Origin of the sequence: Pseudomonas sp. 1912-s, assembly GCF_029269205.1 — a bacterium.
GTDB lineage: Bacteria > Pseudomonadota > Gammaproteobacteria > Pseudomonadales > Pseudomonadaceae > Aquipseudomonas.
Map to the genome: position 1 here is coordinate 40,936 of NZ_JARIXR010000034.1, position 12,123 is coordinate 53,058.

At 63.5% G+C, this 12,123-nt stretch carries 11 protein-coding genes; 8 read left to right on the forward strand and 3 right to left on the reverse strand.

Annotated features, from left to right (window positions below; all coding sequences use genetic code 11):
* Positions 1–62: 62 nt before the first annotated feature.
* Both P3C29_RS28395 and fetB read left to right on the forward strand, forming a co-directional pair.
* Positions 63–740: an ATP-binding cassette domain-containing protein gene (locus P3C29_RS28395; protein WP_275966019.1), complete on the forward strand. Its 678-nt coding sequence runs from the start codon at positions 63–65 to the stop codon at positions 738–740.
* Complete coding sequence (fetB, locus tag P3C29_RS28400) at positions 737–1,531, forward strand: iron export ABC transporter permease subunit FetB (RefSeq protein WP_010167123.1); 795 nt, start codon at positions 737–739, stop codon at positions 1,529–1,531. The genes P3C29_RS28395 and fetB overlap by 4 nt, the downstream gene beginning before the upstream one ends.
* 444 nt (positions 1,532–1,975) lie before the next feature.
* Here fetB and P3C29_RS28405 read toward each other — a convergent pair whose 3' ends face one another.
* The 3 genes from P3C29_RS28405 to P3C29_RS28415 are packed head-to-tail and all read right to left on the reverse strand — an operon-like array spanning position 1,976 to position 5,181.
* The gene (locus P3C29_RS28405; RefSeq protein WP_275966020.1) at positions 1,976–3,022 is read right to left on the reverse strand and encodes an L-idonate 5-dehydrogenase; all 1,047 of its coding nucleotides are present in this window, start codon (positions 3,020–3,022) and stop codon (positions 1,976–1,978) included.
* A gap of 13 nt (positions 3,023–3,035) precedes the next feature.
* Entirely contained in the window at positions 3,036–3,809 is a 774-nt protein-coding gene (locus P3C29_RS28410) for a glucose 1-dehydrogenase (protein ID WP_010167132.1), read from the reverse strand.
* Positions 3,810–3,828: 19 nt separating this feature from the next.
* Positions 3,829–5,181 (reverse strand): GntP family permease, encoded by a 1,353-nt coding sequence (locus tag P3C29_RS28415; RefSeq protein WP_201124767.1) that lies wholly within the window; start codon positions 5,179–5,181, stop codon positions 3,829–3,831.
* A 141-nt stretch (positions 5,182–5,322) separates the two neighbouring features.
* Here P3C29_RS28415 and P3C29_RS28420 point away from each other — a divergent pair, with 141 nt between their 5' ends.
* From P3C29_RS28420 to P3C29_RS28445, 6 genes are all read left to right on the forward strand, one after another.
* Positions 5,323–6,195 carry a LysR family transcriptional regulator gene (locus tag P3C29_RS28420; RefSeq protein WP_275966021.1) on the forward strand — a complete coding sequence of 291 codons (873 nt, stop codon included), beginning with the start codon at positions 5,323–5,325 and terminating at the stop codon, positions 6,193–6,195.
* Positions 6,196–6,319: 124 nt separating this feature from the next.
* Positions 6,320–6,940: a glutathione S-transferase gene (locus tag P3C29_RS28425; RefSeq protein ID WP_275966022.1), complete on the forward strand. Its 621-nt coding sequence runs from the start codon at positions 6,320–6,322 to the stop codon at positions 6,938–6,940.
* Positions 6,941–7,146: 206 nt separating this feature from the next.
* Complete coding sequence (locus tag P3C29_RS28430; RefSeq protein ID WP_275966023.1) at positions 7,147–8,067, forward strand: LysR family transcriptional regulator; 921 nt, start codon at positions 7,147–7,149, stop codon at positions 8,065–8,067.
* A complete protein-coding gene (locus P3C29_RS28435) occupies positions 8,067–8,966 on the forward strand; it encodes a LysR family transcriptional regulator (RefSeq protein ID WP_275966024.1) in 900 nt (299 codons plus the stop codon). Before P3C29_RS28430 ends, P3C29_RS28435 begins: the two co-directional genes overlap by 1 nt.
* Before the next feature lie 2 nt (positions 8,967–8,968).
* Positions 8,969–9,934 (forward strand): pyridoxamine 5'-phosphate oxidase family protein, encoded by a 966-nt coding sequence (locus P3C29_RS28440; RefSeq protein WP_275966025.1) that lies wholly within the window; start codon positions 8,969–8,971, stop codon positions 9,932–9,934.
* A gap of 134 nt (positions 9,935–10,068) precedes the next feature.
* Entirely contained in the window at positions 10,069–11,409 is a 1,341-nt protein-coding gene (locus tag P3C29_RS28445) for a sorbosone dehydrogenase family protein (protein WP_275966026.1), read from the forward strand.
* Positions 11,410–12,123 lie beyond the last annotated feature (714 nt).

Below are 12,123 nucleotides of genomic sequence, written 5' to 3' on the forward strand. Positions count from 1 at the left end.
CCACAGGGTTGCTTATCCTGCTTGGCCATTGTGTATAAACCAGAGGTAAGGATTTCAATTCCATGAGCGTATTAGTCGAAACCCGGGCGCTCACGCGGATGGACGAGCGCCGCCAGCTCCAACTGCTGCACCCGACGAACTTTCAGCTGCACCGCGCCGACCGCCTCTCCATCACCGGTTCATCCGGCTCCGGCAAAAGTGTGTTCCTGCGGGCGCTGGCCCTGCTTGATGCACCGACCTCCGGGGATATCCTCTGGAATGGGCAACCCATCGCCAATGCGCAAATCCCGCAGTACCGCAGCCGCATCAGCTACCTTTCCCAGCGTCCGGCGCTGATCGAGGGCAGCGTGGAAGACAATCTGCGTTTCCCCTACAGCCTCAAGGCCTTGCATCACCTGAATTTCGACCCGCAGGCGGTCAATGCGCTGCTGGCCCACGCAGGAAAAGAGCCGGGCTTCCTGGCAAAAAATGCCGGGGATTTATCCGGCGGCGAGTCCCAGGTGGTGTCGCTGATCCGCACCCTGCAACTCAATCCCGATGTGCTGTTGCTGGACGAACCCACCGCCGCCCTCGACCCGGCGTCATCCCGGGAAGTCGAGGCGTTGATCAACGCCTGGGCCGAAGCGGACAAAGACCACGCCTATGTCTGGGTGTCCCACGACCTTGAGCAGGCGCAACGCATGAGCACCACCCGCCTGCACATGGACGCCGGCGTGCTGACGAGGGCCGTGCAGCCATGAACTATCATGACCTGACGGCCCTGGACATGGCCATCGCCGCCTCGCTGATCCTGATCAATGGCGCGCTGTCACTGCTGTTGCGCCTGGGCCTGGAACGCCAACTGTTCTGGGCCGCCGTGCGCACGGTGGTGCAGTTGCTGGCGATCGGTTACCTGTTGGGCTGGGTCTTTGAATTCGCCTACTGGTACGTGGTGCTGCCGCTGATGTGCCTGATGACCCTGATCGCCGGCCTCTCGGCAGCCGGGCGCGGCAAGCGCACCTACGCCGGCCAGCGGGCCGACAGCATCGTGTCGGTGTGGGGCAGTTCGTGGCTGGTGACGGCCATCGGCCTGTTCGCGATCATCCGGATTCACCCGTGGTACGAGCCGCAGTATGCGATCCCGATCCTCGGCATGATTCTCGGCAATACCCTCACCGGCGTGTCCCTGGGGATTGAGCGTATGACCCAGGAACTGACTTCGGGGCGCAATACCATCGAGATGATCCTGGCCCTGGGTGGCTCACGTTGGGAAGCGGCCCAGGACGCGATTCGCCAGGCCGTGCGGGCCGGGATGATCCCGACCCTGAACCAGATGACGGTGGTAGGGATTGTCAGCCTGCCGGGGATGATGACCGGCCAGGTGCTGGCCGGGGAAAGCCCGGTGGACGCGGTGCGGTACCAGATCGTGATCATGTTTTTGATCGCCGCGTCGTCGGCGCTGGGCACGGTAGGTGCGGTGTTGCTGACCTACCGGCGGTTGTTTTCTCCGGGGCATCGGTTTTTGCGTTATCGGCTTGAAGAGCGGGTGTGAGTTGGGTGGGGGCTTTTGTGTACATATCCGTTATTTGGGTAACGGCTGCCTATGGTTTCGCTCTTACAGCGACTCACTTTGGAAAAGCCCCAAAGTAAGCAAAGGGCTCTGCCCCGCCTGTCGGCACCTCGCTAAGGCTCGGTGTTCCCTCACTCCGGCGCTGCTCCGCGGCGGCCCGCGGAGTAATGCCGGAGTGCGGGCACACCGAGCCTAAGCGAGGTGCCGAGTGGTGGGGCAAGAGCGTTTTGCTTACTTTTGCGCTGTTCAAAAGTGAGCCGCTGTAAGAGCGGAACCAATCTCAGCCATCACCTAAATAACGGATATACACCCAGCCCATCCCCAAACACCCCCATCCACCAGCCAAATCGCCGCCGCTGTGATGCAGGGCCAGGTGGCGCGGGACAATATGTCCGAACACAGGAACGTCGGTTTGGATGGCCCGGCTCAATCACCCACGCCGAAATCCAGCAGCACCTTCATTGCCTGGCTCTTGTCCGCCGCCAGTTCAAAGGCCTGAACCGCCTCGCTGAACGGCACGGTATGGGAGATCACCGGGCGCACATCAATCACCTGGCGGTTGAGCAAATCCACCGCCTGGGCAAACTCCGAATGGAAGCGGAACGTGCCACGCAAGTCGATCTCCCGGCTCACCAGCATATTCAGCGGCAGCGAGACTTCACCGCCCAACCCGACCGTCACCAGCACGCTGCGCGGGGCCATGCATTCGAGGCCGTTGCGCAGGGCCTGGGCGCTGCCGGAGACTTCGAACATCACGTCGAAGTAGCCTTTTTCGGCGGTGTAGCGCTTCAACGCGTCGGCGTCTTCCGCCAGGTTATGGGTGCGGCTGGCACCCATTTTTTCGGCGCAGGCCAAGGGGCCGGCGGCCAGGTCCACTGCGACGATTTCTCCCGCGCCCGCTGCCCGAAGGCTACCGATCAACAGGTTGCCGATGGGGCCACAGCCGGTGACCAGCACCCGTTTGCCGAAGACCGCCCCGGCGCGCTGGATGGCGTGCAAGCCCACGGACAACGGTTCGGCCATCGCACCTTCGGCAAGGCTGACATGATCGGCCAGCAGATGCGCCTGGTGCGTCTCGATCACCAGGGTTTGTTGAAACGCACCTTGCACGTGAGGGAAGGGCATCGCGCTGCCGTAAAAGCGCATGTTCAGGCAGTGGTTCGGCAACCCTTGATGGCAATAACGGCAACCCCCGCAAGGCCGCGACGGCGAGACCGACAAGCGTTGGCCGACCGTGAAGGGTCCGTCTTCACGGCCCACGGCCTCGATCACCGCCGACACTTCGTGGCCCAGCACCATCGGCTCGCGCAGGCGCACGGTGCCGAAGCCGCCGTGCTGGTAGTAATGCAGGTCCGAGCCGCAAATCCCGCCCCGGGCAATGCGCACCCGCAGTTGGTCGGGGGCGAGTGCCCGGGGTTCGGTTTGCGGTTCTACCCGCAGGTCTTTTGAGGCATGGCAGACGATAGCGTGCATGAAATTCTCCGGGTTACAGCGAGGCGGTGATGCCACCGTCCACGTACAGGATATGACCGTTGACGAAGCTCGCCGCGTCGCTGGCCAGGAACACCGCAGCGCCGGCCAGTTCGGCCACGTCACCCCAGCGTCGGCTCGGCGTGCGTTGCACCAGCCAGTCGCTGAACTCGGGGTTGGCCACCAGGTTGGCGTTCAGTTCGGTCTTGAAGTAGCCGGGGCCGATGCCATTGACCGTCAGCCCGTGGGGGCCCCAATCGATGGCCATGCCTTTGGTGAGCATCTTCAGCGCGCCTTTGCTGGCGGCATACGGCGCGATGCCCGGGCGGCCCAATTCGCTTTGCACCGAGCAGATATTGATGATGCGCCCGCGCTTGCGCGGGATCATCGCCCGGGCCACGGCCTGGCCGACGAGGAAGGCGCTGTCGAGGTTGGTGCTCATCAACTCGCGCCAGTGGGTTTCGCTGTAGTCCTCCAGCGGCCCGCGCCGTTGCATGCCGGCGTTGTTCACGAGGATGTCCAGCGGGCCCAGGCGCTCTTCGATATCCGCCACGGCGGCCAGCACCGCCGCGCCGTCGGTGACGTCGAACGCCTGGGTGTGCACCTCAAGGCCTTCCGCCGCCAGCAATGCGGCACTGTCACGCAAGGTGCTGCGGTTGCGCCCGTTGAGCACCACCCGTGCACCGGCCTGGGCCAGGCCACGGGCAATGGCCAGGCCGATACCGGCGCTGGAGCCGGTAATCAACGCCAGGCGGCCGTCGAGGCGGAAGTTGTCTAAAACGCTTTGCATGGGTCGATCTCCTAAAGCTTCACACCACCAACGACAGCAGCATGATGAACCCCAGGGCGGCGAAGGAGAGCACGGTCTCCATCAGCGTCCAGGTCTTGAATGTCTCGACGACGGTCATGTTGAAGTACTGCTTGACCAGCCAGAACCCGGCGTCGTTGACATGGGACAGCACCAGCGAACCGGCGCCTGTGGCGAGCACCAGCAGCTCCCGGTTGACCCCGGGCATCAAGCCGATCACCGGCGCGACAATCCCGGCGCCAGTGATGGTTGCCACGGTGGCCGAGCCGGTCGCTACGCGAATCACCGCCGCTACCAGCCACGCCAGCAGAATCGGTGAGATCTCGGCGCGCACCGCCATATGCCCGATCACGTCGCCCACGCCGCTGGCCACCAGCATCTGTTTGAAACCACCGCCGGCGCCGACGATCAGCACGATGGCAGCGGTGGGTGCGAGGCTCGAATCCAGCAGCTTGCTCAGTTGCTCCCGGGAAAATCCCCGGGCGGCCCCAAAGGTATAGAACGCCAGGAGCAAGGCGGCGAGAAGGGCGGTGATCGGGTGGCCGATCAGGTCCATCCACACGCGGAAGGTGCTGTCGGCGGCGAACGCCACATCGGCGAAGGTCTTGAGCAGCATCAGGAACACCGGCAGCAGGATCGTGGTCACGGTGATGCCGAAACCCGGCAGGTTCTCGCTGGAGGATTCCTTGGCCAGTTGCTCCATCAATTCCGGGGACGGGCTGCCCGGCACGTAGCGTGAGATCAGGTTGCCGAACAGCGGCCCGGCGATGATTGCCGTGGGCAGGCCGACCACCAGCCCGTAGAAAATCGTCTTGCCGATATCCGCGCCGAAGATCCCGATGGCCAGCAACGGCCCCGGGTGCGGCGGCACCAGGCCGTGCACCACCGACAATCCGGCCAGCAGCGGCATGCCGATCTTGATCAGCGACAGCCCGGTACGCCGGGCCACGATGAACACCAGCGGAATCAACAGCACAAAGCCGATTTCAAAAAACAGCGGGATGCCCACCAGGAACGCGGAAAACATCATTGCCCAGTGCACCCGCTGTTTGCCGAAAGCGCGGATCAGCGTGCGGGCAATCTGGTCGGCGCCACCGGAATCCGCCATCAGCTTGCCGAGCATGGTGCCCAGGCCGAGGATGATCCCGACAAACCCCAGCACTCCGCCAAAGCCGTCCTGGAACGCTTTCATGACCTTGTCCACCGGCATGCCGGAGGTCAGGCCGAGAAAACCGGCGGCGAGGGTCAAGGCGACGAAGGGGTGAACCTTGAAATGGGTGATCAACAATATCAATCCGATAATCGTGACCAGCGCGTCCAGTAGCAGATAGGTGTCGTTAGCCATGCCGAGCATGGTGCCTCCTTGTTCTCATTGTTATAGGCCAAACCCTGTCATATCGTGTATGACGGGCCTTACTTCACCGCAGCCCGGGTTCAGCGTCCAATTTTCATTTGTGATCGGGTGATCAAAAACCGTGATAACCGGAGCCTCCTGATGGAACTCAAGCACCTGCGCGCCTTCGTCGTGCTCGCCCAGGAACTGCATTTCGGCCGGGCCGCCGCGCAGCTGTCGATCGTGCAACCGGCCTTGAGCATGCAGATCAAATTGCTCGAAGACGGCCTGGGCGTGCGTCTGCTCGACCGCAACCGGCACTCGGTGACGCTGACCGAAGCCGGGCGGGTGTTTCTGCCCGAAGCCCAGGCCACCCTGCACCAGGCCGCCCGCGCCGCCGATGCCGCCCGGGCGTCGAACCGTGGGGAGATCGGCCGGGTGCGCCTGGGGTTTGTCTCGTCGGTGTTGCCGGAATTGCTGCCGGGGTTGATTCGCGCGGTGCATCAGCGCTACCCGCGCATTGAACTGGAGCTCAAGGACATGCCCGGCCCGGACCAGGCGGCGGCGTTGAAAAACGGCCAGCTGGATTTTGGCCTGATGCGCTTGCCGGCGGCCTATCCCGGCGTGCACACCCGGGCGGTGCTGCAAGAAAGTTTTGTGGTGGCCTTGCCCAGCGATCATCCGTTGGCGGCGCAGGACGTCATCCAGCCAGACGACTTGCTCAAGGTCCCGGTGTTCATCCTGGCCCGGCGCTATGCCCCGGGGTTCTACGACGAGTTCGTTCAGGCCGTGGGCGTGCCCCTGGAAATCGCCTCTGAACTTGGGGAGTTCACCACCATGCTGGCGCTGGTCTCGGCCGGGCTGGGCGTGGGTGTGCTGCCGTTGCAGGCCGCCCGGGCGCTGCCGGCCAATTGTGTGTCCCGGCACCTGCAGTTGGGTGCGTTCCAGGCCAGGACCGGCCTGGCCTGGACCGAACTCGACAGCGCGGTAAAAACCACCTTGTTCAACCTGATCGACGAGTTGTTTGGCGAGTGATTGTTTCACCGGGTGAAATGCTGGATTGCAAAAGCTGGCTATTCTGTTGCGTGCCGTAGCGGCGGAAGATGGCGCCATCGACACGATCACCGGGTCGAGTCCCTGGCACACCGCGGAGCCTGTCATGATCAAACTCTACCAATACCCATTGTCCGGCCATTCCCACCGGGTCCAATTGATGCTGTCGCTGCTGGGCGTACCGGCCGAGTTGGTGCTGGTCGACCTCAAGCAAGGCGCACACAAAACCCCCGAGTTCCTGGCCACCCTCAATAGCTTTGGCCAGGTGCCGGTGATCGATGACAACGGTGTGGTGCTGGCGGACTCCAACGCGATCCTGGTGTACCTCGCCGGCCACTATGGCAACCCACAGTGGCTGCCGACCGAGCCCTTGGCCCTGGCCCGCGTGCAGCGCTGGCTCTCGGCCGCAGCGGGGCCACTGCACGTCGGCCCGGCTGCCGCCCGATTGGTCACGGTGTTTGGCGCGGCGCTGGATGCCGAGGCAGCCATCAACCGCTCCCATGCCTTCCTCAATGTGGTGGAGCAACAGTTGGCGCAGAGCCGCTTCCTGACCGGCGACCTGCCGTCGATTGCCGATATCGCGCACTACACCTACATCGCCCATGCGCCGGAAGGTAACGTCGCGCTGAACGACTACCCGCACGTTCGTGCCTGGCTGGGCAGCATCGAGGCGCTGCCGGGGTTTGTCGGCATGCAACGCACGGCCGTAGGTTTAACAAAGGATTAAAGGTTTTTGTGGCGAGGGCGCTTGCTGTGGTAAGGGAGCTTGCTGTGGCGAGGGAGCTTGCTCCCGCTGGAGTGCGCAGCGCTCCCAAGATTTTGGGGCCGCTTCGCAGCCCAGCGGGAGCAAGCTCCCTCGCCACAGCAAGCTCCCTCGCCACAACCGCTCCCAAACCACAGGGTTGGCGTATGACATTCGATTAAAGGGGACCCATGGACCGTTTCCAGGAAATGCAGATTTTCCTCGCCGTTGCCGAAGAGCAGGGCTTTGCGGCGGCGGCCCGGCGCCTGAATATCTCGCCCCCCAGTGTGACCCGCGCGATCGCCGCGATGGAGGCGCGTATCGGCACGCAGTTACTGTCGCGCACCACCCGTAGCCTGCACCTGAGCGAGGCCGGCCAGCGTTACCTGGACGATTGCCGACGTATCCTCGCCGAACTGACAGAGGCCGAAGAGGCCGCCGCCGGCAGCTTCTCGGTGCCGTGGGGACACCTGACGGTCACCGCGCCGGTGTTGTTCGGCGAATTGTTTGTCGCGCCGGTCCTGGGGGAATACCTGGACCTGTTTGCCCAGGTCAACATCAACGCCTTGCTGGTGGACCGCGTGGTCAACATGACTGACGAAGGCGTGGATGTGGCCGTGCGCATAGGGCATTTGCAGGAAACCGGCCAGCAGGCGATCAAGGTCGGCGAGGTGCGCCGCGTGGTCTGCGCCGCGCCGGCGTACCTTGAGCGGCACGGCCGGCCGCTGCACCCCGGGCAACTGCGAGAGGCGAAGATTGTCACGTCGTCTTCCAGCCAATTGGTCAGCGAATGGCAGTTCATCGAAGGTGGCCAGCCGCTGAACGTGGCCGTTGATCCACGCCTGGTGGTCACCGCCAACAACGCGGCCATCAACCTGGCGCGCCTGGGCTGGGGCGTCACGCGGGTGCTGTCCTATCAGGTGGCCAGCGATGTGCGTGCCGGCGCACTGGAAATCATCCTGCAAGACTTCGAGCCACCGGCATTGCCGATCCACGTGGTGTTCCAGAACAGCGCCCGGGTACCGGCGAAGGTCAACACCTTCGTGGACTTCCTGGTCAGTCGGCTGGGGCAGGATGCAGCGCTCAACCCCGCGATGCAGTGGCCTGCCTGATGGACCGCTATCGCGACATGCAGATTTTCCAGGCGCTGTCCCGGCAGCCGAGCCTGGCGGCGGCGGCCCGTGGCCTGGGCGTCTCGGGGCCCACGGTGATCCGCGCGATTGCCCGTCTGGAGGCGCGCTTGCGGGTGGAATTACTGGAGCGCAGCACCCGGGGCATTCGCCTCACCGAAGCGGGCGTGAGGTTCATGGCGGACTGTTCGCGGATCCTTGACGGCGTGAGCGCCGCCGAAGCCTCTGCCAAGGGCGCGCACGTGCAGGCCGAGGGCAATCTGCGGGTGTTTTTCCCGTTTCTGTTCAGCCGTTATGTGATGGCGCCGCTGTTGGCCGACTACCTGGAGCGCTATCCCGGGGTCCGGGTGTTTGCCCACTACCACGATCATTTTCCGAACCTGAATGAAGACGGCCTGGACGTAGCGGTGGTGGTGGGAGAACTGCCTGGATCATCCCTGATCGCGAGGCCTGTGGGCCATGTGCGCAACATCGTCTGCGCCAGCCCCGGCTATCTGCACACCCATGGTGAACCGCTGCAACCCGAGGCGCTCAAGCAACATCGGCTGGTCGCAACCCAGGCGTATTCGGATTGGGTGCAATGGGATTTCCAAGGCACCAGCATCAAGGCCCGGGCGCGCCTCGGCTGCACCACGGTGCAGGGCGCGATCAATGCGGCGGTGCAGGGGGCCGGGTTGATCCGTTGCCTGAGTTATCCGGTCCACGAGCACTTGGCCGGCGGCCAACTGCGTCGGGTATTGCAGGCCTATGAACCGCCGCCGCTGCCGGTGCATGTGGTCTACCGCGAAGGGCGCAATGCGTCGATGCGGGTGCGCAGTTTTGTTGATTTCAGCGTGGCGGCATTGCGTGAACAACCGGCGTTTCATCCACCGAGGGCTTGAGCATGAATCATCTGGACGCGTCTCCCGTATCGCCATGGCATGCCGGCGAACGGCAACTGCAGCAAAGTGCCGGCGTGGCCGAGCGCATGGAGGTGATTGGCGCCAAGGTCATACGTGATCATTTGCCGGAACAGCATCGGGCGTTTTATGAGTTGTTGCCCTATCTGGTGGTGGGTGCCGTGGATGCTCAGGGGCTGCCCTGGGCCACGCTGCTGGAAGGCTCGCCGGGGTTTGTCTACTCGCCCGATCCTTACCGTCTACGCATCGACAGCCTGCCTGCCGTGGGTGACCCCGCCGCGGCCGGTTTGAAGAGTGGCGCGGCCGTTGGGCTGTTGGGCATCGATCTGAACACGCGGCGGCGCAACCGCATGAACGGAGTCGTGGCTTCGGCGGGCACCGATGGTTTTGCCGTGGAGGTGGTGCACACCTTTGGCAACTGCCCGAAGTACATCCAGCTGCGTGCGGTGGACCCGGGTGCCTCGGGGCGGCGCCTGGCCCAAGGCGCCGTGCAGCGCGCCCATTCACTCGATGAAGCCGACCGGGCGGTGATTCGCAATGCCGACACCTTCTTCGTCGCCAGCTATGTGGACCTGGAGGGCRATGCGGCCAAGCGTTCGGTGGACGTTTCACACCGGGGTGGCAATACCGGGTTTGTGCGGGTGGACGGTGATGTGCTGACGATTCCCGACTTTACCGGCAACTCGTTTTTCAACACCTTGGGCAATTTGCAGGTCAACCCGGTGGCGGGGTTGTTGTTCGTGGATTTTGCTTCGGGTGATGTGTTGCAGGTTGTCGGGCGTGCCGAGGTGATACTGGGCGGGGCGGAGTTGGCCACGTTCGAGGGCGCGGAGCGGTTGTGGCGGGTGACCGTGGAGCAGGTGGTTCGGCGGGAGGCGGCGTTGGCGTTGCGTTGGCAGTTCGAGGGATTTTCTCCCTACAGCCTGCCGTTGGGGCCCTGGAAAGCGTGAGAGGCGCTGCCGAGCCACTCGTGCGACTGAGTTAAAACTCAATTGCGTGGGAGGCGGTGTTTGGTGCCGGGGAATGACGCAATACTTCGTCGGGATTTTGCCTGCCCAATGATGGGCTGTACCGAGGTTTCCCAATGAATGCACCAAGCCGCCTTGCGCTGCTGATCACCGCCACTGCTGCCCTCAGCGCTTGTGGTGAGTCCTCCAAACTGCCGTTTCAGGCCGGCGTGGGGCCAGGCCCGCAACTGCCCGAACCCACCACCTCGCTGATCCCGACGCTCAAGGTGTCCAAGGCCGTGGGCTGGCCGGAACATGCCCAGCCCAAGGCACCCGAGGGATTCACGGTGACGGCGCTGGCCGCGGACCTTGAACACCCGCGCTGGGTGTACACCTTGCCCAACGGTGACGTACTGGTCGCCGAGAGTAACCATCCGCCCATGCCTGAAGGGGCCACCGACGGCGGCACTGGTCTGCTCGCCTGGGCGCGTCGTACGGCGATGGGGTTTGTGATGGGCCGGGTGGGTGCCGATGCGCCGAGTGCTGATCGCATTACCCTGCTGCGGGACGCCGATGGCGATGGGCGTGCCGAGGTGAAAAGCATTTTTCTCAGTGGTCTGACCTCGCCGTTCGGCATGGCATTGGTGGGGGATGAGTTGTATATCGGGAATGCCGATGCGGTGGTCAAGGTGCCTTATGTTCAGGGCCAGACTCACATCGATGCGACCCCGATCAAGGTCACCGATCTGCCGGCCGGGATCAATCATCACTGGACCAAAAACGTTCTTGCCAATCCTCAGGGCACCAGGCTTTACGTGACCGTGGGGTCCAACAGCAATGCGGGTGAGAACGGGCTTGAAGCCGAGGACGGACGTGCGGCGATCTGGGAGGTGGACCTTGGCAGGGGCCAGAAACGGCTGTTTGCCAGTGGGTTGCGTAACCCCAATGGACTGGCGTGGAAGCCTGGCTCTACGCAATTGTGGACGGTGGTCAACGAGCGGGATGAGATTGGCAGTGACCTGGTGCCGGATTACCTGACGTCGGTGCAGGATGGCGCGTTCTACGGTTGGCCGTGGAGTTATTACGGGGCGCATGTCGATAGCCGGGTGCAGCCGCCGCGTCCGGACAAGGTGGCCCAGGCGATTGCGCCGGACTACGCGCTGGGGACGCATGTTGCGCCGTTGGGTTTGACCTTTTCTGATGCGCGGGGGATGCCTGCCGTGTTCGCGGATGGGGTGTTTGTGGGGGAGCATGGGTCCTGGAACCGTAATCCGCAGGCGGGGTACAAGGTGGTGTTTGTTCCGTTCAAGGACGGTAAGCCTGCGGGGACGCCTGTTGATTTTCTGACCGGGTTTTTGAATGGTGATGGGGAGGCTCAGGGGCGTCCGGTGGGGGTGACGCTGGACGGGCAGGGTGCGTTGCTGGTGGCGGATGATGTGGGGAACACGGTGTGGCGGGTGGCGCGGGTGAAGCCCTAAGGTTTTGCTGATGTTGGGGGCATATCCGTTATTTTGGTTATGGCGGGTATGGGTTCCGCTCTTACAGCGGGTCACTTTTGAAAGGAGCCCAAAAGTAACCAAAAGGCTCTTGCCCCACCACTCGGCACCTCGCCTAGGCTCGGTGTGCCCTCACTCCGGCTTTGGACCGTGGGCCGCCGCGATGGGCCATCCTTGGCCCAGCGCGGCTAACCCGGCGTCCTGCCGGGTTACCCACGCTCCAAAGCCTGCGTTCGGCCAGCGTGGTTTAACGGGGCGCCTAAGATCAAGATCAAAAGCAGATCAACAGCACAGCGGCCTACAGGCCGGCTTGAGTGGTGTGAAGCAAAGGCAACATCAAGATCAAGATCAAAATCTAAAGCGGGGCACGGTCAAATGTGGGAGCTGGCTTGCCTGCGATGGCCTCGCCTCGGTGTACCTGAGAGACCGAGTTGTCTGCATCGCAGGCAAGCCAGCTCCCACAGAAAAGCAGAGCTGCATCCGTTTCAGATTTGGTTTTCGCTCTGGCTTTTGATCTGGCTTCTACCACTCAAGCCGGCCTGTAGGCCGCTGTGCTGTTGCTTTTGATTTTGATCTGACTGCCCCATTCAGCCCGAGGCCGAACGCAGGTGGTGCGGAGCGGGTAAACCGGCAGGACGCCGGTTTAGCCGCGCTGGGCCAAGGATGGCCCATCGCGGCGGCCCGCGGAGCAGCGCC

What these genes read in the sequence shown, in the direction of transcription:
- P3C29_RS28415 (WP_201124767.1), bottom strand. Translation starts at nt 5,181, where the DNA reads ATGCTCGGCATGGCTAACGACACCTATCTGCTACTGGACGCGCTGGTC.
- P3C29_RS28430 (WP_275966023.1), top strand. Translation starts at nt 7,147, where the DNA reads ATGGACCGTTTCCAGGAAATGCAGATTTTCCTCGCCGTTGCCGAAGAG.
- P3C29_RS28395 (WP_275966019.1), top strand. Translation starts at nt 63, where the DNA reads ATGAGCGTATTAGTCGAAACCCGGGCGCTCACGCGGATGGACGAGCGC.
- P3C29_RS28405 (WP_275966020.1), bottom strand. Translation starts at nt 3,022, where the DNA reads ATGCACGCTATCGTCTGCCATGCCTCAAAAGACCTGCGGGTAGAACCG.
- P3C29_RS28435 (WP_275966024.1), top strand. Translation starts at nt 8,067, where the DNA reads ATGGACCGCTATCGCGACATGCAGATTTTCCAGGCGCTGTCCCGGCAG.
- P3C29_RS28445 (WP_275966026.1), top strand. Translation starts at nt 10,069, where the DNA reads ATGAATGCACCAAGCCGCCTTGCGCTGCTGATCACCGCCACTGCTGCC.
- P3C29_RS28425 (WP_275966022.1), top strand. Translation starts at nt 6,320, where the DNA reads ATGATCAAACTCTACCAATACCCATTGTCCGGCCATTCCCACCGGGTC.
- fetB (WP_010167123.1), top strand. Translation starts at nt 737, where the DNA reads ATGAACTATCATGACCTGACGGCCCTGGACATGGCCATCGCCGCCTCG.
- P3C29_RS28420 (WP_275966021.1), top strand. Translation starts at nt 5,323, where the DNA reads ATGGAACTCAAGCACCTGCGCGCCTTCGTCGTGCTCGCCCAGGAACTG.
- P3C29_RS28410 (WP_010167132.1), bottom strand. Translation starts at nt 3,809, where the DNA reads ATGCAAAGCGTTTTAGACAACTTCCGCCTCGACGGCCGCCTGGCGTTG.